Below are 23,783 nucleotides of genomic sequence, written 5' to 3' on the forward strand. Positions count from 1 at the left end.
GCCGAGCGGGCGACGGCACGCCGCTCGTGGCGTTCACGGCCGACGTCGCGGCTCAGCCGACCTCGACGGTGAGCACGTTGGACCGCCGCCCACCGGGCGCCCACTGCACGGTGTGCGTGCCCGGCTCGTCGAAGACGTACTCCGTCACGTCGTAGTGCGCGTCCACGCCGGGTCCGGGCAGCACCCGGCCGTCGTACGAGGCCGGCTCGAGCGCGTCCTGGCCCTGCGGCACGGGGTCGGTCGCGGGTGCGCCGTCCACGAGCTCCCCGAGGACCTCCTTGGGTCCCATGACGAACAGCGGGTGCGCCGCGTCCGTCGACTCGACGACGTGCACCACGCGCACCGGCTCGCCGACGGCCGCGCGCAGCGTCGCGGTGAGGACCGTCAGCCGGTAGCCGTCCCGCTCCTCGCCCTTGTCGGGCCAGGACGGGTAGCCGTCGACGACGCTCCGGTCCGCGTCCGACGGGGGCGCGGCCCGCGCCCGTGCGGGGCTCATGGACGCACCACCACGTCCTCCCACTGCGTCGGCGACGGACCGGCCGTGGTCGTGAAGCCGTTGACCGTCACCGCCTGCGGGCTCTTCTGCAGCCGGAACGTGACCGTCGTGCCGGACACGGTGATGATCCGGCGGATCAGGTAGCCGGAGGCCGGGACGACCGTCTCGCCGATGCCCGCCGAGGGCACCCGGTACGTGTCGAGCTGCTCACGGTCCATCGTGCCGTCGCCGCCGTGGTTGTCGGCCAGGTCGATGACGCGGGCGCGCGGCTCGCCGTGCCGGTCCGGGGGGATCGGGTACCCCGGCATGTAGCCGCTGTTGTTGCTGCGCCCCGGCGGGACCGACGTGTACGAGCCGGTGTGCCGCAGCGACGCCGAGACCTGCTCGCTGTCCTCGACGGACGCCATGTCCGCGTCGACCCCCGTCGACGACGTCAGGGCGATGTCGATCGACATCCCGACCGTCGCCGGCTCGTCGATGGGCCGGTGCCCCGGCCCGTTGCGCAGCGCCACCGGCAGCGGCTGGGAGGCCGCGTCCATGAGCTCGCCGATCGTCCCGCCGAGCAGGGCGCCGCCCAGACCGCCGACGAGCGCACCCACCGGCCCGCCCACGACACCGCCGACCAGGGCGCCGAGGCCGCCGCCGACCAGCGCACCCGTCGTCCGGTCGTCCGTGGGGCCCTCGTCCTCCAGCCCGCGCCCGTCCGTCGTGCCCGGTGAGGACGCCGGTGCGCGCAGGTCGGTGAGCAGCGCCGTGACCGCCCGGTTCCCCGCGGCGCGCTGCAGCGCGAGCACCTGCTCGGCCCGCGAACCGCCCGCACCGGGCCGCGCGCGTCGTGCCGCGGTGCGGTGCGCCGGGGGCTGGCCGTGCTGCTGCAGCGTCGCGTACATCCGGCGGCCCCCCTCGCGCATGGACCTCCAGTGTCGCCCCGCGGTGTCCCGCCGGGCCAGGCGGGGGCGACGACCTGCCCGGACGGGCACGGGCGCACCCACCCGGTATCAGGTCGTGACGAGCATCACTTGAACATGTTCAACATGACCGCTAGCGTTCTTGTTGAACACGTTCAACCAGCCGGGAACCGCTCGGCTGACGTCCGGCCCGAGGAGCGATCCGATGAACGCGACCGTCCTGACCTACCTCGTCTACATCGCGGCCAGCGTCGCGCTGACCATCTGGGTCGCCAGGACCCTCACGCGCAACGGGGACGTCTTCCTCGTCGACGTCTTCCACGGGGACGAGAAGATCGCCGCCGCGACCAACCAGCTCCTGGTCGTGGGGTTCTACCTCGTGAACCTCGGCTTCGTCGCCCTCAACCTCCGGGTGAGCGCGCCCGTCCTGTCGACCCAGCTGGCGATCGAGGCGCTGGCCTCCAAGCTCGGCGCGGTGGCGCTGCTGCTCGGCATCTTCCACCTCGTCAACGTCTTCGTCCTGAGCCAGGTGCGCCGACGTCGCACGGCCCCCGCCCAGCCGCAGGGTCCCTACACCGTGGCGGGGCAGCACCAGCGGCCGTGGACCGGCCCGTCGTACGGCGCGCCGACCCCGCCGCAGGGCTGAGACCGCCACGGCGGGAGGTGGGTGCGACGGGTGACCGCCGGGCGGTCGCAGGTCACCGCCATCGGCCGAGGCTGTCGACGACGGCCGCGATGACGTGCTCGTCGGTGGTGCCGCGCTCGATGGTGGCCCGGTAGTAGAGGGGTCCGATCACCAGGGCGGCGGCGTCGTGGGGAGCGGTGTGCAGCTCGACCTCCCCGCGTGCCCGGGCGGCCTCCAGGGCGTCGGCCAGCCGGCCGGCGAGCACGGCGGCGAACCGGGCCCGACGGGCGTCCGCGTCGTCCTCCCACAGGGCCGTGCCGGCCAGGGTGGTCGCGACCACGCGGACGTCGTGGTGGTCGAGCTCGCGGGCGAGGGTGGTCAGCTCCTGGACCAGCCACTCGCGCGTCGGGGTGGCGGGTGCGTCGAAGAACGGCATGGGCACGGTCGCCATCGCCGCGGCCAGGAGCTGGTCGGTGCGCGGCCAGTGGCGGTAGACGGTGGCGCGGGCGATCCCCGCCTGCTCGGCGACCCGTGCGTGGGTGACGGCGCCGGGTCCGTGGGCGAGCAGCGCCTCGCGGGCGGCGGTGACGATCGCCTCGCGGCTGCGCAGGAACCGGGGGTCGTCGTCGCGGGGGGCCATCCACCGAGTCTATGAGACATCTTGACTCAGAGTGACCTGGGTGGCACCTTCCATCTATGAGACAATCTGTCACACAGCAGCGGGTGCTCGTCCTGGGAGCGACCGGGGCCACGGGACGCCTGGTGGTGGCGACGGCCCTGCGGCGCGGTCACCACGTCACCGCCCTCGTGCGACGTCCGGGGTCCTTCGCCCCGGCGCGCGGGCTGCGCGAGGTGCAGTGGCACGACGTGCGCGACGTCGCGACCCTGTCGGCGGCACTGACCGGCGTCGACGCGGTGGTCAGCGCCCTGGGCGGAGCGGCGAGGGGACCGACGTCCGTCTGCACCGACGCCATGGCGGTCACCGTCCCCGCCATGCAGCGCGCGGGCGTCGCGCGGCTCGTCGTCGTCAGCGCGCACGGCGTCGCCGAGAGCCGCGACCGGTCGGCCTACGCGCTCGCGGTGTGGGCCGGGGTGGGGGACAGGATGCGTGACAAGGAGGGGATGGAGTCGGTCGTCACCTCCTCAGGCCTGCGCTGGACGGTCGCGCGTCCGCCGAGGCTCACGGACGCGCCCGCGACAGGGACATACCGCGTGGCGCCCGACCTGCCGGTGCACCTGTGGACGTCCGTCGGACGCGCGGACCTCGCCGACCTCCTCGTCCGTGAGGTCGAGGACCCGCGTCACGTGCACGCGTATCCCCGGATCGCCCGGTGAACGCCCGCCGCTCCCACGTCGCGTCGCCGGTCGTCGACCTCGCCGGGCAGGTGGCCGTCGTCACCGGGGCAGGCGGGGGGATGGGACGGGTCCTGGTCGAGGAGCTGACGCGCGCCGGCGCGCACGTGGTGGCCGTGGCCCGGGACGCGCCGCGCACCGAGCGCCTCCTGCGCGAGACCGTCGGGGACGGCAGCCGGTTCGAGGTCGTCGAGGCCGACCTGTCGCTGCGCGACGACGTGGTCGGCGCCGCCGCGGCGATCGGCTGCCGCCACCCGCACGTGCACGTGCTCGTCAACAACGCCGGCGCGCACTTCCCCGACCGCCGCCTGACCCCCGACGGCGTCGAGAGGCACGTCGCCGTGGACTACCTGGCAGCCTTCGGGCTCACCCACCTGCTGCGGGAGAACCTCGCCGCCGCAGCCGGCCGGGTCGTCCACGTCGCGTCCGACACCCTCAACGACACGCGGCAGGTCAAGCTCCTCGGACGCCCCCGCCCGGCCGACCTCGACCCCGCGCAGCTCGACGACCTCACGCGCATCAACCCCGCCGACGGCTTCGTCGCCTTCGAGGCGTACGCGCGCGCCAAGCTCCTCACCGTCACGAGCGGCTACCACCTCGCGCGCCTCCTGCGGCCGCACGGGGTCACCGTGAACTCGGTGCACCCGGGCATCGTCGCCACCGGCATCGTCGACGACCTCGTCCCGGCGGCACTGCGTCCGCTCGGCGGGCTCATCCGCAGCGGCATGCGGACGCCCCGTGACGGCGCCTCCGCCGCGTTGCGCCTGGCCACGGAACCCGCGCTGGCCGGGGTCAGCGGGCGCTACTACCGCCGGGAGGTGGAGGCGACGACGCCCGCCGTCTCCCACGACCCGGCGGTGCAGCAGCGGCTGCACGACGTGAGCGTCAGGTGGTTCGACGGTTGACCGCGCCCGGGCACGCGCCCTGCGACGCATGAGGCCGAGCACACCGAGTGCCACCAGCACGCCGAGCGTGCCGGTCGGCCGCGGTGAGCAGTGCGGGGGAGCGTCGCAGGTTCGCCGTCACCGCGCCGTGCCGGCGAACCGGGCGACCGCCTCGGCCGTCACGGGCGTGAACAGGTTCACGAGGGTCCCGTCGGGGTCGCGGACGAGCAGCGAGCGGTTGCCCCAGGGCATCGTGGTCGGCTCGGCGACGACCTCGACCGAGCCCTCCGGCAGTGCCGCGAACGTCGCGTCGACGTCGTCGACCAGGAGCTCGACGATGGCGGAGTGGTTGTCGGCGGCGCGCGCGGCACCGGGGCCGAGGAGCGCGACCGTGCGGACGCTGCCGATCGCGATCGTGCCGCCGACGGTGCGCAGCTCCGCGAAGTCGGGCGACGGCCGGTCGGCGACCAGGCCGGTGAGCTGCTCGTAGAAGGCGACGAGGCGTGGCACGTCGGCGGTGATGAGGCGGACGGAGACGAGGTTCACGGTGACCTCCGGAAGGGTGTGGGTGGTCGCGCGGCCACGCGATCGGCACCACGGTGGACCTGCCCGGCGACACCCCGGTGTCGGTGTTCTGACGCCGCGCGTCGATCACAGGAACGTCAGCGTGCGCAGGTCGCCCTCCGGCACCTGCACGTCCCCGGGGTGCACCGTGCGACGCGGCGCGGTCTCCGCGGTGGCGGTGACCCGGTCGACGCGGTCGAGCCGGAAGGCCCGCAGCCCGTCGCGCAGGCGGCACCAGCCGAGCAGGTACCAGCCGGTCGTCGAGCCGACGTACCCCACCGGCTCGACGTCGCGCGTGGTGGACCGGCCGTCCCGGTCGGTGTACCGGATCCGCAGGACCCGCCGCGCGGACACCGCGTCGGTGAGCAGCGGCGGGACGACCGGCGCGTCGGGGTCGGCGCCCACGAGGTGCACCCGTGAGACGAGGTCCTGCGCCGCCGCTGCGTCGTCGTCGCGCATGGCGGCGAGGAGCTTGCGCAGCGCGGTCCTGCCGGCGGCGTGGAAGGGCGTCCCCACGGCCCCGTGCAGCGCGACGGCGACGGCGACCGCCTCGTCCGGGCTGAAGTTGACCGGCGGCAGCGTCCGGGAGCGGTCCAGGCAGTAGCCGCCGGTGCGCCCCGGCTCGGCCCAGACGGGCGTGCCTGCCTGCTGCAGCGCGCTGATGTCCCGCTCGATCGTGCGCGTGCTGACCTCGAACCGCGCCGCCAACCAGGTCGCGCTCCGCGGGCGCGGTGCGACGGCACGGAGCTCCTCCACCAGCGCGTACAGCCGGTCGGTCCGGTTCATCCGGCGACCATAGGCCCGCCGCGGGGCGCCCGCGCGGGTCCGCTGGGGTCGGGGCTGCTCACGGCCGGCATCCTCGGGACCGTCATCCGGGAGATCCAGGCGGGCCTGGCTGCGCCGTGACGACCGTGGGCCGCCCGACTGAACGACCCGCTCGGCCGCACCCGATGACATCGCGGCCGCACCGCGGTCTTCACGTCGACCCCACGTCCCCGCGAAGGCCGAGGAACCGTGAAGCTCCTCCTGACGTCAGGCGGCGTCACCAACGCCGCCATCCACGCGGCGCTCGAGCGGATGCTCGGCAAGCCGGTCGCCGAGAGCCGGGCCCTGTGCATCCCGACGGCGCAGTGGGGCCACCCGATGTGCGGCCCCGCGAGCGTGCGCAGGCTGATCGCCGCGGAGCCGGGCGTCGAGCGCCTGAGCGGGCTGGGGTGGGCGTCGCTCGGCGTCCTCGAGCTCACGGCCCTGCCGACGATCGGTGCCGAGCGGTGGGTGCCGTGGGTGCGCGAGGCCGACGTGCTGCTCGTCGACGGCGGCGACGCGACCTACCTGGCCCACTGGGTGCGCGCGTCCGGCCTGGCCGACCTGCTGCCCTCCCTGCCGGGCGCGGTGTGGGTCGGCGTGAGCGCCGGCAGCATGGTGATGGCGCCGCGGATCGGGTCGTGGTTCGTCGAGTGGCCGGACGCGCCGGACGACCGCACGCTCGGTGTCGTCGACTTCGCGATCTTCCCGCACCTCGACGCCTTCCCGTCGAACACCCTGGCGGACGCGCAGCGGTGGGCCGCCGACATCGCCGGCCCCGCCTACGCGATCGACGAGCAGACCGCGATCGCGGTCGTCGACGGCACCGTCGAGGTCGTCTCCGAGGGGCAGTGGGTCCGGTTCGGCGCCTGACCCCGACCACCCGGGGCCGTCCTGCGACCTGCTGCGGCGACGAGGAGCCTCTGCCACCCTGGTCGCGTGACGGGGGGCAGCACGCGTGCCGCAGAGCACGACGTCGACGCGTCGAGGGCCCGCGCCCCCGAGCGACGGTGGTGGCTGCTCGTCGCTGTCGGGCTGCTGGTGGTCGTCGCCTCGTACGTGGGGCTGGTGCTGACGCCGGCGGGCCAGGCCGTGGAGAACGCCGCGCTGCGCGGTGCGGACCAGGTGGCCGCCACGACGCGCACGGAGGCCGACGACGCGCTCGCGGGGATCACCGTGGGCTCGCTCGCCGTCGCGTGCGCGATCATCGCGGTCGTCGGGCTGCTGCGCCGCTCGGTCCCGCTCGCGGCCGCGGCGCTCGGGACCGTGGTGGTGGCGCTCCTGGTCGCCGAGGCCCTCAAGCGGGTGGTGCTGACGCGCCCCGCCCTGGTCGAGGCGTCCGAGGCCTACACCGGCAACAGCTTCCCCAGCGGGCACACCACGATCGCCCTCGGCGTGCTCGCGGCCACGCTGCTGCTCGCGACGTGGCGGTCCCGCGGGGTGGTGATGTTCTTCGTCGCGAGCTGGGCCGTGGCGATCGCCGGGTACACGATCACGGCGAAGTGGCACCGGCTGAGCGACACGCTCGGGTCGGCCGGCATCGTCCTCGTCGTGGCCTCGCTCGCGGCGCTGTGGCTGCACCGGCGGGGACTGGTCCGCCGCGTCGAGACCGCTGGGCACCGTGCGCGGATCTGGCTCGTCGTCGTGCCGCTGGCTCTCAGCCTGCTCGTGGGGGTCGGCCTGGGCGCCTTCCTGCTGGTCGCGACCGGGGACCTGCTCGACCAGGACCCGGTCACCGACGACAACGTGTTCCTCGCCTTCCAGCTGCTCGCCGGCTCGGGGTCGGTCGCCACCGCGCTGGCGCTGTGGTGGAGCTGGCACCGCCTCGAGGTCGCGACCCCGGCGCGGCGCATCACGCGACGGGGAACGTCACTCCCGTGAGCTCCTCGGAGACGGCCCACAGCCGCTGCTGGGTGGCCTGGTCGTGGGACGCAGGGCTGGAGGTCACGAGCCGGGGGTACCCACGGATCTCCCGCCGGCCGCCGGGACCGTAGTACTGCCCGCCGACGACGCCCGGGTCGGTGGCGGCGCGCAGGGTGGGCAGGGCGCCCATCTCGGCCGGCTGGAACAGCGGGGCCAGCCAGGTCAGGGGCACCCTGAGCGCGGTGGGTGCGTTGCGGGCGAGGTCGGTGCGGGACACACCGGGGTGGGCCGCCGTCGCGATCGTGGTGCCGTGCGGCGCGAGCCGGCGCTGCAGCTCGTAGGTGAACATCAGGTTCGCGAGCTTGGCCTGGCCGTAGGCGGCGGCGCGGTCGTACGAGCGCTCCCACTGCAGGTCGTCGAAGTGGATGGCGGCGCGGATGCGGTGACCGGTGCTGCTGACCGTCACGACGCGCGAGCCGGGGACCGGCAGCAGCCGGTCCAGGAGCAGGCCGGTGAGCGCGAAGTGGCCCAGGTGGTTGGTGCCGAGCTGCAGCTCGAACCCGTCGGCGGTCGTCTGCTTCGGGGTGTACATCACGCCCGCGTTGTTGATCAGGAGGTCGATGCGCGGGTGGGCGGCGCGCAGGTCGGCCGCGGCGGAGCGGATCGACGCGAGGGACGTCAGGTCGAGGGCCTGGACGGCGACGTCGCCGGTGATGCGGGCAGCGGCCTGCTTGCCCTTCTCGACGTCGCGGACGGCCAGGACCACGCGCGCACCGTGCTCCGCGAGCATCCGGGCCGTCTCGAAGCCCAGCCCGCTGTTGGCGCCGGTCACGACCGCCACCCGCCCGGCCTGGTCGGGGATGTCCTGCTCGGTCCAGGTGCTGCTCATGGTGTGCTCCTCGCGCCGTGGGGTCGTGTCGAGGAACGTAACAGACCGGTGGTCTCTTCACAAGGGACCGCTGGTTCTTTACGGTAGCCTGGCTCGATGACGTTCCAGCGGGCGCGCAGCGAGGAGCAGCGGGAGGTCCGCCGCCGGGCCATCCTCGACACGGCGGCGACGATGCTCGACGAGATGCCCGTGGCCGGCGTCAGCCTCAACGAGCTCAGCCGCCGCGTGGGCCTGGCCAAGTCGAACGTGCTGCGGTACTTCGAGTCGCGCGAGGCCGTCCTGCTCGACCTGCTGGACGACTTCCTCGCGGACTGGCTCGCCGACCTGGCGGACGAGCTGGCCGCGGACGTCGAACCCGACGCGGCGCCCGAGGTGAGGGCGCGCCAGCTCGCCGACGTCCTCAGCCGCTCGCTCGCCGCCCGCACGGCGCTGTGCGACCTCTTCGGCGCGCAGGGCGGCGTCCTGGAGCACAACGTCTCGGTCGACGTGGTCAAGCGCCACAAGCGGACCTCGCTCGCGCTGCTGGAGACCATGTCCGACCTCGTGCGTCGCCACGTTCCCGAGCTCGGCGACGGCGCGCAGCTCTTCTGCCTGACGACCCTGGTGTCGGCGGGAGCCCTGTCGACGTACGCGCCCCCGCCGCCCAGCGTCCTGGCCGCCTACGCCGACGAGCCTGCGCTGGCCGTGCTGCACCTCGACCCGCAGGACGCGCTGCGGGTCGTCCTCACCTCGGCCCTCCTGGGGGCGCTGCCGCGGGAGTGAGGTCGACCGGCCTCGCCGAAACGGCTTCCTGGTGGCGGGCCACCAGCGCTAGCGTGGACGAGCCGTGCAAGACGACGAGGAGGTGGTACCCGTGGACGCAGGATCGACAGGGGTGCTCCCCTCCGACGTCACGGTCGGACGGTAGGTCGTCCGGGAGCCCCGCCCACGCAGGCTCCCGAAGGGTACGACCATGCGACTTACCTCCGAGCACGCTCTCGACGACGGCGTCCTGGAGCGCGACTTCCTCCTCGGCGACATTCCCGGGACGCTGTGGACGCCCCCGTCCACGGCTCCGCTGATCCTGATGGCCCACAACAACGGCCTGCCCAGGTCGGACGCCCGGCTGGTGGCCCGGGCGCGGTACACGGCTGCGGAGCACGGCTACGCCGTGGCCACCATCGACGCGGCGGGGTGCGGTGACCGGCCCCGGTCCGCGGCCGACGAGCGGGTCCGCGCCGAGCTGCGCCGGGCGGTGCGGGCCGGCGAACCGGCCGACGAGCTCCTCGAGTCCGTCGTCGGCCCGCTGGTCGTCGGCGCCGTCCCGGACTGGCGCACCGCCCTGGACGCCCTCCTCGAGCTGCCCGGCATCACGGGTCCCGTCGGGTACTCCGGGTGGGCGGCGCTGGGCATCCGGCTCGCGGCCGTCGAGCCGCGGATCGCCGCCGCCTGCCTGTACGCCGGCGGCTACGTCCCTCGCGCCCAGCACGAGGACGCGCGGCACGTGACGGCCCCGCTGCTGCTCCTGCTGCAGTGGGACGACGAGGGGAACCCCCGGCAGCGCGCCCTCGACCTGTTCGACGCCTTCGGCAGCACCGAGAAGACGCTGCACGCGAACAGGGGCGGGCACCTGGCCACGCCGCGCTTCGAGCTCGAGGACTCGTGCCGGTTCTACGACCGGCACCTGAGGTGAGGCCGGGCCGTCGGGACACCCGCCTCGCGCGTCGTCACGCCTGCGACCCGGAGCCGGACCCCGTCCAGGAGGACGACCGGATGCGGTAGAGCACGCTGCGCCGCAGGGGGTGGCCCTGCGGGATGGTCGGGTAGTCGAAGTCGTCGGCGGGGTCACGCGTCATGCCGATCCGCCGCATGACGGCGCGCGACCGCTCGTTGCCCACCGCGGTGAACGACACGATCTCCGTCAGCCCGACCTCCTCGAAGCCCACGGCCAGCGCTGCGCGTGCGGCTTCGGTCGCGTAGCCGTGACCCCACGCCCAGCGGGCGAGCCGCCACCCGACCTCGACGAGCGACGTGTCCCACGTCGGGCGGGCCAGTCCCGTGAACCCGGCGAAGCGCCCGTCGACCTCGACCGCCCACAGGCCCCACCCGTTGGCCTCCAGGCCGGCCCGCGCCCGCGCGGCGAGGGCGTCGCTGGCCTCGCGCGTCAGCGGTGCGGGGAAGTGCTCCATGACCTCGGGGTCCGCGTTCATCACGGCGAACGGCTCGAGGTCGGCGTCCGTCCACTGGCGCATGACGAGGCGGTCGGTCCGACGTTCGGGGGTCATCGGGGCACCCTACGCGGACGCGCGGCTGACGTGGGAGTGGTCACAGATGCGCGGCACTGGCCGGGGAAGTGGTCGCACGTGTGACCACTTCCCGCAGGTGTGCGTGGAGGTGCGACGGCCCCCCGGCCGGAGGCCCCGCGGCCGCCGGTCCTGGGGACCGGCGGCCGCCGTCGACTCCGGGGGACGCCCCGGGCCGTCCGGGTCAGGAGCAGGGGGCCCCGTTGACCGTGAACCCGGTGGGTGCGGCGTTGGTGCCGCTGTACGAGCCGTTGAAGCCGATGCTCGTCGACCCGCCTGCGGCCAGCGAGCCGTTCCAGGCGGCGTTGGTCACGGTGACCGCGGCGCCCGTCTGGCCGTAGGTCGCGCTCCAGCCCTGGGTGACCTTCTGGTCACCCGGGAACGTGAAGCCGAGCTGCCACGACGACCACGCGGTCGAACCGGTGTTGGTCAGGGTGATCGAGGCGGTGAAGCCCGAGCCCCACGAGTTCGCCGAGTACGTCACCCGGCAGGCCGCCGACGTCGTCGGGGTGGGCGTGGGCGACGGGGTGGGGGTGACGCTGGGCGTGGGCGTGATGGTCGGGCTAGGGGTCGGCGTGGGCGTGGGTGTCGGCGTCGGCGTGACCGTGGGTGTCGGAGTGACGCTGGGCGTGGGCGTGGGCGTCGGGGTGGGCGTCGGCGTCGCCCCGCCCGCCTGCTCGGCCGCCCACGCGGTGAGCCAGACCAGCGCGGAGTTCCAGTTGATCGCGACCTCGTTGACGGAGTACGCCTCGATGTCGTCGACGAAGCACTTCTGCGCCGCGCAGCCGGCGAGCTCGGCGGCCGCGACCGGGTCCTGCAGCTCGCTGTTGGGACCGCCGGAGAACGACCCGGGCGGCGCGATCGGCAGCGAGGAGTCGTTCTGGTTGGCCCAGAAGCGGTGGTGCACGTTGCGCACGGCCTTCTCGCCGTAGCCCGCCACGTACGACTGGTTCAGCGGGTTGCGGCCCAGGAAGTAGTCGAGCGCGCCGTACACGGCGGTCCGGTACCTCGCCTGGCCGGTGAAGTCGTACGCGAGGGCGAGCGCGTTGGCGTTGTTCGCGACCTGGCCGTTCGAGCCCCAGTAGTAGACGCTGCCGGCGTTGTTGGGCGCCGGGTACGCCTGGTTCGCGAGGCGCGTCAGGGCGGCGTCGGCGAACGAGACGATCGCGGAGCGCGTCGCGGCCACGTCGGCCGCGGGCAGGTCCGTCGGGACGAGCGCGAGCGTCGTGTCGCCCATGCCCCCGGTCCAGCCCCAGTCGTAGCCGCGCTGCGCGAAGCTCACGCCCTTGTAGAACGACGAGCCGGTGACGTCGGCGCGGTAGGACGACTCACCGGTCGTGGCGAACAGCTCGGCCGCGGCCCAGTAGAACTCGTCGGTCACCGACGCGTCGCTGTAGGCGCCGCCGCCCGTGCCGTCGGTGCTCGACGCGATGCGGTTCGGGTTGGCCTTGGCCGCGGCGTACGCGGTCCGCGCGGCCGCCAGGGCCTTGGCGGAGAACGTCGGGTCGTACGACTCCCACAGGCGCGACGCCTGCGCGGCGACGGCCGCCATGTTGAGGGTCGCGGCGGTGCTGACGGGCGCGAGGATGCGGCGCTGGGCGTCCTGCGACGGGATCGTCGGGATGCCCGTCCAGTTCTCGTCGTGCATCTTGTGGTGCACCATGCCGGCGTCGGTGCGGCCGGCGGGCACCTGCATGCGCAGCAGGAACTCGAGCTCCCACCGGGCCTCGTCGAGCACGTCGGGTGCGCCGTTGGCGCGCTCGGGGATCGCGGCCCTGCCGTCGCCCAGGGCGGCGCGGTCCGCACCCTCGACGTGCAGCGTCCGCTCGTACGCGTTCTGCAGCTGCCACGTCGCGATGCCGCCGTTGACGACGTACTTGCCCTGGTCGCCCGCGTCGTACCAGCCGCCGCGCACGTCCAGGCTGTAGCCGCAGGACTGCCGGCACGGCACGTTCGTGTCGCCCTGGTTGGGCGCGACGCCCAGGTGCCCGGCGGCGCGCGCGTAGGTGCTGCCGACGTACTGCGCCTCGATCGCGATGCCCGAGCGCTGGTGGTAGAAGAACGCGAGCGCGTCGTAGCGGAGCTTCTTCAGCGGGTCGGCGGAGATGTCGAACGGCAGGCTGCTGGACCCGCCGGCGGACAGCACGTACCCGGTGCCGGGGGTGTCGTAGGACGAGAAGTCGATGAGGTGCGTCCGGTCGCCGGACAGCGTGTCGGCACCCTTCACGGTCGACGTGCCCTCGGCGACGGTGCGGCCCCCTGCGTCGCGCAGGGTCCACGCGACCGGGCTGGTCGACGTGCTGACCAGCGTCGCGACCTTGGCGACGCCGGGCACGTAGGCGACCTGGTTGACCTTGACCGGCGTGCCGGGGTCCGGGGCCGCGAGAGCGGTCGGTGCGGTGACGCCCGCGACGGTGAGGGCGGTGGCGAGCGCGAGGGCGGCGGACCAGGCGCTGCGCCGCGCGCGTCGTCGGGTGATCGGTGACATGGCGGTCCTCAGGTGGGGGACGACGTGGCGGACGGCGCTCACGGCTGCCGCGGCCCGACCCTGGGCCGGCCGTCGCCGGAGCACTCTCGTCACGGTAGGTCGGGGACCGGGCCGCCCGGGCGGCCGCGCGACCTCGGAATCGATTAAGGGCTGACGCTGCGCGGGCCCGGCACGCCGGACGAGCAGGGTCGGCGCGGATCAGCTGTCGTCGCTGCCGTCGCGCAGGGACCGGACCATGCTCCGCAGGAGCCGGAGGGCCTGTGCCTGCTCGGCATCCGTCATCCCGGACAGCATCCTGAGCTCGACGGACCGCACCGCCGCGCTCGCCGTCTCCAGGCTCCGGCGGCCGAGCGGGGTGAGGCGTGTGGGCAGGACCTTGCCGACCGGTGCGTCGGCGGACCTGGTCACGTAGCCGTCGCGCTCCAGGGCCTGGACCAGCACGTTCATCGACTGCCGTGTCACGAACGCGCCGCGCGCGAGGTCGGAGTTCGACAGCCCGGGGCGTTGTGCGAGCAGCTCGAGGCAGGAGTAGTGCGTCACGGTCATCCCGAGCGGCCGCAGCACCTCCTCCATCGCCACGCGCAGCGCGCTCGACGCCTCCTTGAGCAGATAGCCCAGGGACGTCTCGAGGTGGATCCCGGCAGCCTCTTGACCCATGTCAGGATTCTGACATAGGTTGCTCGTGTCAGAAAACTGACACCGATGAAGGAGTGCCACCATGCCCGCGACCGGCCCCGACTTCCTCTCGCTCCAGGTGCAGGACCTCGACGCCTCGCAGGCGTTCTACGAGCAGTACCTCGGTCTCGTCCGCTCGCCGACCGGGCCTGCGCACGCCGTCGTCTTCGAGACGACGCCGATCGCCTTCGCGCTCCGCGACGTCGTCCCCGGCACCGACCTGGCGTCCGTGCCGCAGCCCGGCATCGGCACCGCGATCTGGTTCCACGCCACCGACATCGAGGCGATCCACGACGCCCTCGTCGCCGACGGCCGCACCGTCGTGTCCGCACCGGTCGACGGCCCCTTCGGCCGGACCTTCACCTTCGCCGACCCGGACGGCTACCGGATCACCCTCCACGACCGCGCCTGACCGTCCCCACCGGACCGGAGACGTCAGCCGGTTCCCCGCACGATGTCGACGACCTCGCCCAGCGTCCCGACCCGGTACCGCGCCTGCGAGAAGTCGCCGCCGCCGGTGAAGTGGTTGTCCACGACCGCGCAGTCGATCCCGGCCGCCACCGCCGACCGCAGCTCATAGTTGTGCCATCAACCAATGTGGCGTAACGTCAACGTTGACGCAACAACCAATCGACTCGGGGAGCTCCTCATGGCACACGTCACGATCATCGGCACCGGCAACATGGGGCAGGCCATCGCCGCCCTCGCCGCCAAGGGTGGCCACTCGGTCCAGGCCCTCGCCCACACGGACACCGGCGAGGCCGTCACCGGGGAGCTCGTGGTCCTCGCCGTGCCCTACGCCGCGCTCACGGACATCGCCGCGCAGCGGGCCGAGCAGCTCGCCGGGCGGGTCGTCGTCGACATCACCAACCCGGTCGACTTCGAGACCTTCGACTCGCTCGTCGTCCCGGCCGACGGCTCCGCGGCGGTCGAGCTCGCCGCGGCCCTGCCGCAGTCGCGCGTGCTCAAGGCGTTCAACACCAACTTCGCCGCGACGCTCGCCTCGGGCACCGTCGGTGACGTGCCCACGACCGTCCTCGTCGCGGGCGACGACGCGCAGGCCAAGGCGCTGCTCGTCGACGTCGTCACCTCCGGGGGCGTCCGTGCCCTCGACGCGGGCTCGCTCAAGCGCGCCCGCGAGCTGGAGGCGGTCGGCTTCCTGCAGCTGACCCTGGCCGCCGGCGAGAAGATCGCCTGGACGGCAGGTCTCGCGGTCGTCTCCTGACCCGGTGCGCTGCGCGCCCGCCCCGCCCTGCACCGTGGGGGAGGGAAGGGCGTGCAGCGCCCGCTCGCGGACGAGCCCGTCGCGGCCACCCTTGACAGCCTCCGTGCCGACCCCGCTAGGTTCGGGACGTTCTCGACAGAGAACGTTTGCCACTGCCACCCCCGGCGCAACGGTGCGCCGGGGAAGCCCTGGAGGGGATCCCATGTCGCGTGCGCGACCGGACGTCACGGCTACCGCAGGAGCGAGGCCCCGCAGGGCTGCCCCGTCCGGGCGCAGGGCGATCAGGCCCACGATGGCCACGCTGCTCGCGGGCGTCCTGACGGTCGCCGCGCTGGGGCCCGCCCACCCCGCGCTCGCGGCGACCGAGCCCGAGCTCCCGCCCAGCGGGCAGACCTTCGAGCACTACCCGCCGATGAAGGAGGTCTACGAGGACCACTTCTCGTTCGGCATCTTCGGCGCCGGCGAGGTCGACGGCCTGGTCTACAACTACGCGTCCTACACGCCGGGCAACGAGATGAAGCCCGAGAGCACGCAGCGCGAGAAGGGCGTCTTCACCTTCGACCCCGCCGAGGCTGCCTTCGCGCGGTACACGACCCGCAACCCGGACCTCGCGCTGTACGGGCACACCCTGGCGTGGCACTCGCAGACTCCGACGTGGATGTGGGACGCACCCCCCGCCCGGTTCGACCAGCCCGGCACGTTCGACAGCGCCGTGGCGCTCGAGAACCTCCACACCCACATCGAGGCCGTCCTCGGGCACTTCGGTGAGCGCCTGGTCGCGATCGACGTCGTGAACGAGGCCGTCGGCACCGCGAACCCGGCCGACTGGCGCGGCTCGCTGGCCAAGGGCGAGGGCTGGTACCAGGCGCTGGGCGCCGACTGGGTCGAGCTCGCGTTCCTCAAGGCGGCCGAGGTCGTCGACGCCAACGGCTGGGACGTCAAGCTCACGTACAACGACTTCGGCCTGGACTCCCCGGCCAAGGCGCGGGTCGTCTACGAGATGGTCAAGGACATCAACGAGCGCCACGCCGGCCTGCGCCCGGGCGGCAAGCCGCTCATCGAGGTCATCGGCATGCAGGGCCACTACAACCTGGCGACCGACGTGACGGCGGTCGAGGAGAACATCCGGCTCTTCGCGACCCTCGGCAACGTCGAGGTCAACGTGACCGAGATGGACATCGCGCTGCCGCCGGGCGAGCTGACGCCCGAGAACGAGAACAACCAGGGCATGAAGTACGCCGAGCTCTTCTCGGTCTACCGCGACTACGCGGCAGGCCCCGGCAACACGACGAGCAACCCGCACGTCGTCACCGCCGTGAAGCTCGCGGGCGTGCGGGACGTCGCCACCGGCTGGAAGGGCGGCGAGTTCGCCATGCCCTACGACTACGACGGCAACGCCAAGCTCGCGCTGCTCGGCATCCTGTACCCCGAGCAGTTCCTCGCGACGCACGAGTACATCGACACCTCCGGCGGCGAGGAGCGCCCGCCCGTGCCGGGCGTGCACGTGTTCGACACGTCCGCCGGCGACTCGTGGAGCGGCGCCAACATCGTCCTGGGCGACGACGCCGAGGCGTGGCCGTGGTCCACGACCGACGACGGCGAGGTGGCCTTCCGTCCCGAGCCGGGCTCGACGTACCGCGTGACCGTCAACTACACCGCCAAGGGCACGACGGCGATCCGCGTCCGCTGGGTCCGGGACAACACCAACGGCGGCTACACCAGCGCCGACGGTGCCGCGGTCAACGCCCACCCGTACGCCGCCGGCCAGGTCGCCACCCACATCCCCGCCTACTTCAACAGCGGCATGGTCAACATGGGCAGCTACGACCTGGTCACCGAGATCACGCTCGACGGCGACCAGCCCGCCGACGGCCTCATCGGCAACATCGGCATCCGCGGGGGCGCGGGCGGCAACGCGTTCTCGGTCAACACGATCAAGGTCGAGAAGGTCGCCGACGGCGGTGACGAGGTCCTGGTGACGTGGCCGGCCGCGGTCGTCCCGCCGGCGAGCGCCCCCGCGGCGCCGACGGCCGTCTCCGCGGTCGCCGGGCACGGCTCCGCGACGGTGTCCTGGACGCCCCCGGCCGACGACGGCGGCAGCCCCGTCACGGTGTCGACCGTCACCGCCGCACCGGGCGGCGCGACGTGCACGACCGACGCCGCGTCCTGCCTGGTCACCGGCCTGACCGACGGCCGGGCGTACACGTTCACGGTGGTCGCGACGAACGCGGCGGGCGACTCCGAGCCGTCCGCGGCGTCGGTGCCGGTCACGCCGAGCGTGCTGCCGGGCACGCCGCGCGAGGTCTCGCTGTCCGTGTCGGCCACCGCCGAGTGCGTCGCCGGCCGCCCGCGCGTCACCGTGCACGTCCGCAACGACGAGCGCGTGCCGGTGCTCGTCGCCGCGGCGACGCCCTGGTGGTCGGTCTCGGGCCGCCTGCTCATGCCCGGGGCGTCGTTCGAGCGGACGTGGACCGCGCCCGGCGCGAGCGTGGCCGCGGGGAACCTGCGGGTCACGGGTGCGACCGTGGTCAGCTGGCAGCCGGCGCTGACGAGCTACCAGGCCGGCCACGCGGGGGCCTCCTGCGGCTGAGGGCGCGCGGGGCCCGGGGGGGGGCCGCCCGCGGGTGCATCGGCCGGGCGCACGTCACGCCGTGCCCCCGGGACGCAGTCCCGGAGCCGTCGTACCCTGGTAGCAGCTCAGGGGCAGTCTTCCGTGTGTGGGGTGGGGCGCACGGGTCACCGACGCACCCCCGGAGCACCCACCTTGACCGACCAGCTCGCGCCCTCGCGCGCGCCCAGCGGCGCCCCCGCAGCCCGCCTCTCGTTGCCCGCCGCCGGCGGTCTGCCCTTCCTCGTCACCGCCCTGGCCGGGCGCATCCCGTCCTCGATGATCCAGCTGGGCCTGCTGATGTTCGTGGCCTCGTCCGGCCTGGGCGTCGGGCTCGGCGGCGCGACCGTCGCGGCCGTCGGCATCGGCACCGCCGTCGGCGCCCCCTTGATCGGGCGCGGCGTCGACCGGTGGGGACCGCTGCCGGTCGTCGCCGTGGCGACCGCCGTGCAGGTCACCGGCCTGCTGGCCGTCCTCGTGGCGACCACGCAGGACGCTGCGCCGTGGCTCCTGCTGCTGTGCGCGGCGGTCGTCGGGGCGGCGAACCCGCAGGTCGGGTCCATCGCCCGCTCCCGCTGGTCGCACCTGGCCCGGCGCAGCGGCGGGCCGGACCTGGTCCGCCGCGCGCTGGGCTACGAGGTGGCCGCGGACGAGCTCGGGTTCGTCGTCGGGCCCGTGGCCGCGGGCCTGCTGGTCGCGCTGCTCGGCCCCGTGCCGGCGCTGTGGGTCCTCGTCGGCCTCGCCGTCGTGGGGCAGGGCGCCTTCGCCGCGTACCTGTGGACGGACCGCGCCGCGTGGCCCCGGCGCACCCGCACGGACGTCGGGACGTCGCAGTCGGTCGCGCGGCTCGACCTGCGCCCGCTCCTGGCGCCGATGCTCGCGTGCCTCGCGGTCGGCATCGCGTTCGGCGCCACGCAGACCGGGCTCACGGCCCTGAACGCCGCGCGCGGCACCGAGGAGCTCACGGGTCTGGTGTACGCGTGCGCGGGGGTCGGCAGCGGGATCGCGAGCCTGGCGCTGTCCCGGACCGTCCGTCGCGGGAGCGTCGCCGCGCGCGTCGTCGCCGGGGGCGTCGCGGTGCTGGTCGGCGCACTGGGGCTCGCGGCGCTGCCCGGCGCCGGGGGCGCGGCGGCGTGGGCGGTCGTGCTCGGGGTCGGTGCCGGGACGCTGCTCGTCAGCGGCTACGCCCGCGCCGAGCAGGTGGCGCCGCCGGGGCTCGTCGCGTCGACGATGGCGCTGCTGGCCACGGCGCTGGTGCTCGGCGTCTCCGGGGGAGCGGCCGCCGCCGGCGCGCTCGCGGGCTCGCTGACGCACGTGTTCTGGCCCGCCGCGGCGGCGGGCGTGCTCGGCGTCGCCGCCGGGTTCGGGCTGCGCACGGGTCGTCGGGCGGCGTCGGTCGTGGCTCCCGATGCGGTCCTCGATTTTCCCGACACCGTGTCGACAAAGTAGGATCGAGGCGTCGGTGCACGACCGGCGAACCGAGGAGCACAGCATGACCGAGCCGTCCGTCATCACCCGCCGCCAGTGGCTCGCGATGGGCACCCTGTCCCTGGGTGTCTCTCTCGTCATCATGGACGCGACGATCGTCAACGTCGCCCTCCCCGTCGTCATCGAGGACCTGGGGCTCGACGCCGCCGGCGCGCAGTGGATGAACGCCATCTACTCGCTGGTCTTCGCCTCGCTCATGCTGACGGTCGGGCGGATCGGCGACCTGTACGGCCGCAAGCGGCTGTACGCGATCGGCCTCGTCGTCTTCATGCTCGCGAGCCTCGGCGCCGGTGCGGCCACGACGCCCGCGCTGCTCATCGCCTCGCGGCTCGTGCAGGGCCTGGGTGCGGCCATGGTCCTGCCCAGCACCCTGTCGACGCTCAACGCGATGTTCACGGGCCGTGCGCGCGGCATCGCCTTCGCCATCTGGGGCTCGACGATCGGCGGCATGGCGGCCGTGGGCCCGCTCATCGGCGGCTGGCTGGCCACCGACGTGTCGTGGCGGTGGGCGTTCTGGCTGAACATCCCGTTCGGCCTGCTCGCGCTCGTCGGCATCGCCAGGACGCTGGACGAGACGCGGGACACCAGCCTGCAGCGCGGTGCGGACGTGCCCGGCGTGCTGCTGTCGAGCATCGGCCTGGCCGGCATCGTCTTCGCGCTCATCGAGGGCGACTACTACGGCTGGTGGCAGACCGCGGCGGGCGACCTGTCGCCCGTGCCGGTCGCGCTCGCGCTCGGCGTGGCGCTCGTCGCGGCCTTCGTCGTCGTGGAGCGCCGCCGCGTGCGGCTGGGCAAGGTCGCGCTGGTCGACCTCGGCCTGCTGGGCATCCCGTCGTTCCGCTACGGCATCATCGCGGCGCTCATCGTGGCCCTGGGCGAGTTCGGCCTGCTGTTCACGCTGCCCCTGCTGCTGCAGGGCGCGCTCGGCTACTCCGCCCTCGGGACCGGCTGGATCCTGCTGTGGCTCGCCCTGGGCACGTTCCTCGTCTCCGGTGCGACGCCGCGGCTGTCCGCGCGCCTCGGTCAGACGAGGGTCGTGCGCACGGGCCTGGTGCTGGAGGCCGTCGCGATCGGCGGCCTGGCGCTGACGCTGAGCACGACGCTGTCCGGGGCGGTCGTCGCGGCCTGGCTGTTCGTCTACGGCGTGGGCGTCGGCATGGCGACCGCGCAGCTGACCAGCGTCATCCTGGTCGACGTCCCGGTCGCGGAGAGCGGCCAGGCGTCGGGCTTCCAGACGACGGTCCGTCAGCTCGGCTCCGCGCTCGGCGTCGCGCTGCTCGGCGGTCTGCTCATCACCACCATGACGGCGCAGACCCAGGCCCGCCTGGAGGACTCGGCCCTGCCGCCGGCCGCGCAGGAGCAGGTCGTCGAGGTCGTCCACGACTCGGCCGGTGCCGGGATCCCCGCGCTCGCGGCCGACCCCGTGACCGCCGACGCCGCGACCGAGGCCGAGCAGGCGCTCGTCCAGGCGAGCCGCATCACGACGGGCATCGCCGCGGGCGTCCTGCTGGTGGGTGTCGCGGTGACGTTCGCGCTGCCGCACCGCGCCGCGGACCAGGCGCCCCCGGAGAGCCGGACGTCCGCCGCCGGTGACCCGCCCCGCGGGCGCAAGCGCCGCAGCACCCGGAGCTGAGGCGCGCGCGGCGGCCTCGACGCAGGGTCGACGGGTCAGCGTGAGCCGTCGACCCGCGCCGCGAGCGCCAGCAGCGCTGCCGCGAGCCGCTCCGGGGCCTCCTGGGCGACCAGGTGCCCGACCCCCTCGACGTGCACGGACGTCACGTCCCCCGCGCTGACCTGGCGGAACGTGGACGCGGTGACGGGGGCGCTGACGCCGTCGACCGTGAGCACGGGGACGGTGAGCGGCCGCTCGCCGGCCAGCGTCCTGATCGTCGCGCCGTCCGCCAGGGCCGACCGGTACAGCCCCTCGGTGCCCCGCCAGGCGCCGGGGCGGGAGAAGGAGCGCACGAACTCGTCGACGTCCGTCGCGGTGACGGCCCCCGGGGTCCCGTTCATCATCGGCAGGGCCCACCCCGCCAGCAGCTCGCGCTCACGGCCCGGCAGCAGCAGGGACGGGATGCCGGGGGCGCCGAGGAACCCGACGTGCCACGAGCCGCCCGCGGCGACGTCGGCGAGCCGCTCGAGCCCGTACCCCGGCAGGGTCGACTCGACGGCGGTCAGGCTCAGGACGTCGTCGGGGTGGGTCGCGGCCAGGCGGAAGCCGAGCATGCCGCTGACGTCCTGGGTCAGCAGGTGGACCGGGCCGAGGCCCAGGTGGTCGATCAGGTGGTGCAGGTCCTGCGTCATGACGTCCGCGCCGTCCGCCGTGCCGGCGGTGGCGGAGTCGCCGAAGCCGCGCAGGTCGACCGCGTGGACGCGGTGCGTCCCGGCGAGCAGGGGGATGAGCCGGCGGAAGGCCCACCACGTCTCGGGCCACCCGTGGACCAGCAGGACCGGGGACCCGGCCGTACCGGCCGCGACGTGGTGCAGGCGTGTGCCGGCGACGTCGGTGAGGTGGTGCGTCACGCCGGGGAGGGTGGCACCGGCAGGGCGGACGACGGTCATGGTGGCGCTCCTCGATAGGCAACCAGGTTGTCCATCAACGTAGACAACAAGGTTGTCGAAGTCAATGGCGCCGCTACGCTGACGCCATGTCCAGATCCGGGGCCGACCTGGCGCTCCTGCTCCTCGCGGGCTTCCGCACCCTGGCGGAACGGGCCACCGTGGAGCTGGCACGACGCGGGCACGAGGACGTGCGTCCCGTCCACGACTTCGCGCTCCGCGCGATCCTCGCGGGGGCCGACAGCGCCTCGGAGCTCGGGCGCGCGATGTCGGTCAGCAAGCAGGCGGCGGCCAAGACGATCGCGACGCTCGCCGAGCGCGGCTACGTGGCGCGCGAGCCCGACCCCGCCGACGGACGTCGCACGCGGCTGCACGTCACCGACCACGGACGGTCGCTGCTGCGCGAGGGGGAAACCGTCTTCGCCGACCTGCGCGCGCAGTGGGAGCAGCAGGCCGGGGCCGCGTCCGTCGCGGCGCTCGAGGACACGCTCCGGCGGTTCGTCGGCGACGACGCCATCCGCATCGACAGCCCCGGCTGGGACGCGAGCGCCCCCGGCGCGTAGGCGCGCTCCCGCGCTCGGGAGGCCGGCGGCGGCGCCCCGACATAGCCTGCCGAGGGTGACGCCCCCACCGCCCGTCGCACCCTCCGAGGGTGCCGACGACGCCGCGCCACGGCACGCGCGTCGCTCGCCGCATGCGGCACGCGCCCGCGGCGTGGCCCTCGCCGGTCTCGCGGTCGTGTGCCTCGGTGCGGGCGCGCTGACCTCGGTCGCCGTCGACGGCGCGCAGGACGAGACCGTCGCGCGTCCGGCGGTGCGTGCGGGAGCCCCCACCCCGACGCCGACGCCGACCCCCACGCCCGCGTGCGTCCCCGCGCCGCTGGAGCAGCGCGCCGCGGCGACGCTCGTCGTGGGCCTGCCGGACGTGCGCACCGCCACGGAACCGCTCGCGCGGGAGGTCGTCGCGCTCGGCGTCGGTGGCGTGTTCCTGTCCGAGTCGAACGTCGTCACGGCCCAGCAGGTGGCGGGCCTGTCGGAGGGCCTGCGCGCCGCCGCGGGCCGGCCCCTGCTCGTGTCGACCGACGAGGAGTCCGGCCGGGTCGCGCTCATGCGTGACGTCGTCGGCGCGGGGCCGTCGCCGCGGCGGATGGCGGAGCGTGACACCCCCGAGGCCGTGCGCCAGCGTGCCGCCGCCACGGGCGCGGCGCTCGCGTCGGTCGGCGTCGACCTCGACCTCGCGCCCGTCCTCGACCTCGACGGCGGCCCGGCCGGGGGAGTGATCGGCGACCGGTCGTTCAGCGCCGACCCCGCCACGGCCGCCGGCTACGGGCTCGCGTACGCCCGGGGCCTCACCGACGCGGGCGTCCTGCCCACGATGAAGCACTTCCCGGGGCACGGCCGCTCGACCGTCGACTCGCACGCGACGTCCTCGCTCGTGACCGCCGGGCTCGACGAGCTCGTGGCGACGGACCTGCTGCCCTTCCAGAGCGCGATCGACGCCGGTGCGCCGGTGATCATGCTCAACCACGTGCAGTACGCGGCCCTCGACCCCGACCGGCCGGCGTCGCTGAGCCCCCGTGCCTACGCGCTGCTGCGTGACATGGGCTTCGAGGGGGTGGCGATCACCGACTCCGTCGGCATGGGCGCGGTGAACCTGCGGTGGGACTTCCCGGCAGCCGCCGTCGAGGCGGTCGCGGCGGGCGCGGACGCGGTCCTGACGACCGACGGTCACCAGGCCGTGCGGATGCGTGACGCGCTCGTCGAGGCGGTGCGGACCGGGCGGCTCCCCGAGCAGCGGCTCACCGAGGCGGCCGCTCGCGTCACCGCGCTCGCGGGCGGGGACCCCGTGGCGATGTCGTGCGTCGACGTCGCCCGCCCGACGCTCGCGGGACCGACCGCCGTCCCCTGAGCGCGCCCACGCCGCACGCCCGGGACCGGGCGCGCCAGGAATCCACAAGCGGGTCGAGATCACCCCCACGGGTAGGACGTGACCGGTAGAGTCCCCGCGGCTGCTCGTTCTGCGCGGGTGCCGCACCGTCAGGTGCAGGGGGATGACGAGAGGCGTGCGTGCTG

General features: G+C 74.4%; 25 protein-coding genes. 14 read left to right on the forward strand and 11 right to left on the reverse strand.

Going from position 1 to position 23,783, the window contains the following annotated elements:
* Nucleotides 1-52 precede the first annotated feature (52 nt).
* Both H9657_RS10950 and H9657_RS10955 read right to left on the reverse strand, forming a co-directional pair.
* On the reverse strand, nt 53-496 hold the full coding sequence (locus tag H9657_RS10950) for a hypothetical protein (protein WP_191783279.1): 444 nt from the start codon (nt 494-496) through the stop codon (nt 53-55).
* Nucleotides 493-1,407, reverse strand: a complete 915-nt coding sequence (locus H9657_RS10955; protein ID WP_191783280.1) for a glycine zipper domain-containing protein — start codon at nt 1,405-1,407, stop codon at nt 493-495. The genes H9657_RS10950 and H9657_RS10955 overlap by 4 nt, the downstream gene beginning before the upstream one ends.
* A 202-nt stretch (nt 1,408-1,609) precedes the next feature.
* On the opposite strand from H9657_RS10955, the gene H9657_RS10960 reads away from it, so the two are divergent.
* Nucleotides 1,610-2,050, forward strand: coding sequence for a hypothetical protein (locus H9657_RS10960; RefSeq protein WP_191783282.1), 441 nt, complete (start codon nt 1,610-1,612; stop codon nt 2,048-2,050).
* A gap of 52 nt (nt 2,051-2,102) precedes the next feature.
* On the opposite strand, the gene H9657_RS10965 is transcribed toward H9657_RS10960, so the two are convergent.
* Nucleotides 2,103-2,669: a TetR/AcrR family transcriptional regulator gene (locus tag H9657_RS10965; protein ID WP_191783285.1), complete on the reverse strand. Its 567-nt coding sequence runs from the start codon at nt 2,667-2,669 to the stop codon at nt 2,103-2,105.
* A 56-nt stretch (nt 2,670-2,725) separates the two neighbouring features.
* Between H9657_RS10965 and H9657_RS10970 the strand changes: the two genes are divergently transcribed.
* Nucleotides 2,726-3,364 (forward strand): NAD(P)-dependent oxidoreductase, encoded by a 639-nt coding sequence (locus H9657_RS10970; protein ID WP_191783287.1) that lies wholly within the window; start codon nt 2,726-2,728, stop codon nt 3,362-3,364.
* Nucleotides 3,361-4,287 carry an SDR family NAD(P)-dependent oxidoreductase gene (locus H9657_RS10975; RefSeq protein WP_191783289.1) on the forward strand — a complete coding sequence of 309 codons (927 nt, stop codon included), beginning with the start codon at nt 3,361-3,363 and terminating at the stop codon, nt 4,285-4,287. The genes H9657_RS10970 and H9657_RS10975 overlap by 4 nt, the downstream gene beginning before the upstream one ends.
* Before the next feature lie 117 nt (nt 4,288-4,404).
* Here the strand turns inward: H9657_RS10975 and H9657_RS10980 are convergent, their stop codons facing one another.
* A complete protein-coding gene (locus H9657_RS10980; protein ID WP_191783291.1) occupies nt 4,405-4,812 on the reverse strand; it encodes a VOC family protein in 408 nt (135 codons plus the stop codon).
* Between the two features lie 105 nt (nt 4,813-4,917).
* Nucleotides 4,918-5,616 carry a helix-turn-helix transcriptional regulator gene (locus H9657_RS10985; RefSeq protein WP_191783293.1) on the reverse strand — a complete coding sequence of 233 codons (699 nt, stop codon included), beginning with the start codon at nt 5,614-5,616 and terminating at the stop codon, nt 4,918-4,920.
* A 228-nt stretch (nt 5,617-5,844) separates the two neighbouring features.
* Here H9657_RS10985 and H9657_RS10990 point away from each other — a divergent pair, with 228 nt between their 5' ends.
* Nucleotides 5,845-6,507, forward strand: coding sequence for a Type 1 glutamine amidotransferase-like domain-containing protein (locus H9657_RS10990; RefSeq protein WP_191783296.1), 663 nt, complete (start codon nt 5,845-5,847; stop codon nt 6,505-6,507).
* Between the two features lie 66 nt (nt 6,508-6,573).
* Nucleotides 6,574-7,515: a phosphatase PAP2 family protein gene (locus H9657_RS10995; protein ID WP_191783298.1), complete on the forward strand. Its 942-nt coding sequence runs from the start codon at nt 6,574-6,576 to the stop codon at nt 7,513-7,515.
* Here H9657_RS10995 and H9657_RS11000 read toward each other — a convergent pair.
* Nucleotides 7,487-8,386, reverse strand: coding sequence for an SDR family NAD(P)-dependent oxidoreductase (locus H9657_RS11000; RefSeq protein WP_191783301.1), 900 nt, complete (start codon nt 8,384-8,386; stop codon nt 7,487-7,489). The two genes, H9657_RS10995 and H9657_RS11000, sit on opposite strands and share 29 nt — an antisense overlap.
* Nucleotides 8,387-8,482: 96 nt before the next feature.
* Between H9657_RS11000 and H9657_RS11005 the strand changes: the two genes are divergently transcribed.
* Both H9657_RS11005 and H9657_RS11010 read left to right on the forward strand, forming a co-directional pair.
* Complete coding sequence (locus H9657_RS11005; RefSeq protein ID WP_191783303.1) at nt 8,483-9,148, forward strand: TetR/AcrR family transcriptional regulator; 666 nt, start codon at nt 8,483-8,485, stop codon at nt 9,146-9,148.
* A 190-nt stretch (nt 9,149-9,338) separates the two neighbouring features.
* Nucleotides 9,339-10,058: a dienelactone hydrolase family protein gene (locus tag H9657_RS11010; RefSeq protein WP_191783305.1), complete on the forward strand. Its 720-nt coding sequence runs from the start codon at nt 9,339-9,341 to the stop codon at nt 10,056-10,058.
* A gap of 34 nt (nt 10,059-10,092) precedes the next feature.
* Here H9657_RS11010 and H9657_RS11015 read toward each other — a convergent pair whose 3' ends face one another.
* The 3 genes from H9657_RS11015 to H9657_RS11025 all read right to left on the reverse strand — a co-directional run bounded on the left by H9657_RS11015 (nt 10,093) and on the right by H9657_RS11025 (nt 13,813).
* Nucleotides 10,093-10,650 (reverse strand): GNAT family N-acetyltransferase, encoded by a 558-nt coding sequence (locus H9657_RS11015; RefSeq protein ID WP_191783307.1) that lies wholly within the window; start codon nt 10,648-10,650, stop codon nt 10,093-10,095.
* Nucleotides 10,651-10,852: 202 nt separating this feature from the next.
* Complete coding sequence (locus H9657_RS11020; protein WP_191783309.1) at nt 10,853-13,156, reverse strand: glycoside hydrolase family 9 protein; 2,304 nt, start codon at nt 13,154-13,156, stop codon at nt 10,853-10,855.
* A gap of 198 nt (nt 13,157-13,354) precedes the next feature.
* Nucleotides 13,355-13,813, reverse strand: coding sequence for a MarR family winged helix-turn-helix transcriptional regulator (locus H9657_RS11025; protein ID WP_191783311.1), 459 nt, complete (start codon nt 13,811-13,813; stop codon nt 13,355-13,357).
* A gap of 61 nt (nt 13,814-13,874) precedes the next feature.
* Between H9657_RS11025 and H9657_RS11030 the strand changes: the two genes are divergently transcribed.
* The gene (locus tag H9657_RS11030; RefSeq protein ID WP_191783313.1) at nt 13,875-14,243 is read left to right on the forward strand and encodes a VOC family protein; all 369 of its coding nucleotides are present in this window, start codon (nt 13,875-13,877) and stop codon (nt 14,241-14,243) included.
* Between the two features lie 23 nt (nt 14,244-14,266).
* Here H9657_RS11030 and H9657_RS19400 read toward each other — a convergent pair whose 3' ends face one another.
* A complete protein-coding gene (locus tag H9657_RS19400; RefSeq protein WP_263598899.1) occupies nt 14,267-14,392 on the reverse strand; it encodes a hypothetical protein in 126 nt (41 codons plus the stop codon).
* Between the two features lie 88 nt (nt 14,393-14,480).
* On the opposite strand from H9657_RS19400, the gene H9657_RS11035 reads away from it, so the two are divergent.
* The 4 genes from H9657_RS11035 to H9657_RS11050 all read left to right on the forward strand — a co-directional run bounded on the left by H9657_RS11035 (nt 14,481) and on the right by H9657_RS11050 (nt 20,785).
* A complete protein-coding gene (locus tag H9657_RS11035) occupies nt 14,481-15,056 on the forward strand; it encodes an NADPH-dependent F420 reductase (RefSeq protein WP_191783315.1) in 576 nt (191 codons plus the stop codon).
* A 292-nt stretch (nt 15,057-15,348) separates the two neighbouring features.
* Nucleotides 15,349-17,646 carry an endo-1,4-beta-xylanase gene (locus tag H9657_RS11040; protein ID WP_191783317.1) on the forward strand — a complete coding sequence of 766 codons (2,298 nt, stop codon included), beginning with the start codon at nt 15,349-15,351 and terminating at the stop codon, nt 17,644-17,646.
* Nucleotides 17,647-17,820: 174 nt separating this feature from the next.
* Complete coding sequence (locus tag H9657_RS11045; protein WP_191783319.1) at nt 17,821-19,113, forward strand: MFS transporter; 1,293 nt, start codon at nt 17,821-17,823, stop codon at nt 19,111-19,113.
* A gap of 43 nt (nt 19,114-19,156) precedes the next feature.
* Nucleotides 19,157-20,785, forward strand: coding sequence for an MFS transporter (locus H9657_RS11050; protein ID WP_191783321.1), 1,629 nt, complete (start codon nt 19,157-19,159; stop codon nt 20,783-20,785).
* A 35-nt stretch (nt 20,786-20,820) separates the two neighbouring features.
* On the opposite strand, the gene H9657_RS11055 is transcribed toward H9657_RS11050, so the two are convergent.
* Entirely contained in the window at nt 20,821-21,714 is an 894-nt protein-coding gene (locus H9657_RS11055; protein WP_191783323.1) for an alpha/beta fold hydrolase, read from the reverse strand.
* A gap of 86 nt (nt 21,715-21,800) precedes the next feature.
* Between H9657_RS11055 and H9657_RS11060 the strand changes: the two genes are divergently transcribed.
* Both H9657_RS11060 and H9657_RS11065 read left to right on the forward strand, forming a co-directional pair.
* Nucleotides 21,801-22,274 carry a MarR family winged helix-turn-helix transcriptional regulator gene (locus H9657_RS11060; RefSeq protein ID WP_191783325.1) on the forward strand — a complete coding sequence of 158 codons (474 nt, stop codon included), beginning with the start codon at nt 21,801-21,803 and terminating at the stop codon, nt 22,272-22,274.
* Between the two features lie 55 nt (nt 22,275-22,329).
* Entirely contained in the window at nt 22,330-23,619 is a 1,290-nt protein-coding gene (locus H9657_RS11065) for a glycoside hydrolase family 3 N-terminal domain-containing protein (RefSeq protein WP_191783327.1), read from the forward strand.
* Nucleotides 23,620-23,783 lie beyond the last annotated feature (164 nt).

This window comes from Cellulomonas avistercoris (genome assembly GCF_014836445.1).
Taxonomy (GTDB): Bacteria; Actinomycetota; Actinomycetes; order Actinomycetales; family Cellulomonadaceae; genus Cellulomonas; species Cellulomonas avistercoris.

Coding starts and splice junctions, on each gene's coding strand:
- H9657_RS10950 (WP_191783279.1), bottom strand. CDS start 496: ATGAGCCCCGCACGGGCGCGGGCCGCGCCCCCGTCGGACGCGGACCGG.
- H9657_RS10955 (WP_191783280.1), bottom strand. CDS start 1,407: ATGCGCGAGGGGGGCCGCCGGATGTACGCGACGCTGCAGCAGCACGGC.
- H9657_RS10960 (WP_191783282.1), top strand. CDS start 1,610: ATGAACGCGACCGTCCTGACCTACCTCGTCTACATCGCGGCCAGCGTC.
- H9657_RS10965 (WP_191783285.1), bottom strand. CDS start 2,669: ATGGCCCCCCGCGACGACGACCCCCGGTTCCTGCGCAGCCGCGAGGCG.
- H9657_RS10970 (WP_191783287.1), top strand. CDS start 2,726: ATGAGACAATCTGTCACACAGCAGCGGGTGCTCGTCCTGGGAGCGACC.
- H9657_RS10985 (WP_191783293.1), bottom strand. CDS start 5,616: ATGAACCGGACCGACCGGCTGTACGCGCTGGTGGAGGAGCTCCGTGCC.
- H9657_RS11000 (WP_191783301.1), bottom strand. CDS start 8,386: ATGAGCAGCACCTGGACCGAGCAGGACATCCCCGACCAGGCCGGGCGG.
- H9657_RS11005 (WP_191783303.1), top strand. CDS start 8,483: ATGACGTTCCAGCGGGCGCGCAGCGAGGAGCAGCGGGAGGTCCGCCGC.
- H9657_RS11010 (WP_191783305.1), top strand. CDS start 9,339: ATGCGACTTACCTCCGAGCACGCTCTCGACGACGGCGTCCTGGAGCGC.
- H9657_RS11015 (WP_191783307.1), bottom strand. CDS start 10,650: ATGACCCCCGAACGTCGGACCGACCGCCTCGTCATGCGCCAGTGGACG.
- H9657_RS11020 (WP_191783309.1), bottom strand. CDS start 13,156: ATGTCACCGATCACCCGACGACGCGCGCGGCGCAGCGCCTGGTCCGCC.
- H9657_RS11025 (WP_191783311.1), bottom strand. CDS start 13,813: ATGGGTCAAGAGGCTGCCGGGATCCACCTCGAGACGTCCCTGGGCTAT.
- H9657_RS11030 (WP_191783313.1), top strand. CDS start 13,875: ATGCCCGCGACCGGCCCCGACTTCCTCTCGCTCCAGGTGCAGGACCTC.
- H9657_RS11035 (WP_191783315.1), top strand. CDS start 14,481: ATGGCACACGTCACGATCATCGGCACCGGCAACATGGGGCAGGCCATC.
- H9657_RS11040 (WP_191783317.1), top strand. CDS start 15,349: ATGGCCACGCTGCTCGCGGGCGTCCTGACGGTCGCCGCGCTGGGGCCC.
- H9657_RS11050 (WP_191783321.1), top strand. CDS start 19,157: ATGACCGAGCCGTCCGTCATCACCCGCCGCCAGTGGCTCGCGATGGGC.
- H9657_RS11055 (WP_191783323.1), bottom strand. CDS start 21,714: ATGACCGTCGTCCGCCCTGCCGGTGCCACCCTCCCCGGCGTGACGCAC.
- H9657_RS11060 (WP_191783325.1), top strand. CDS start 21,801: ATGTCCAGATCCGGGGCCGACCTGGCGCTCCTGCTCCTCGCGGGCTTC.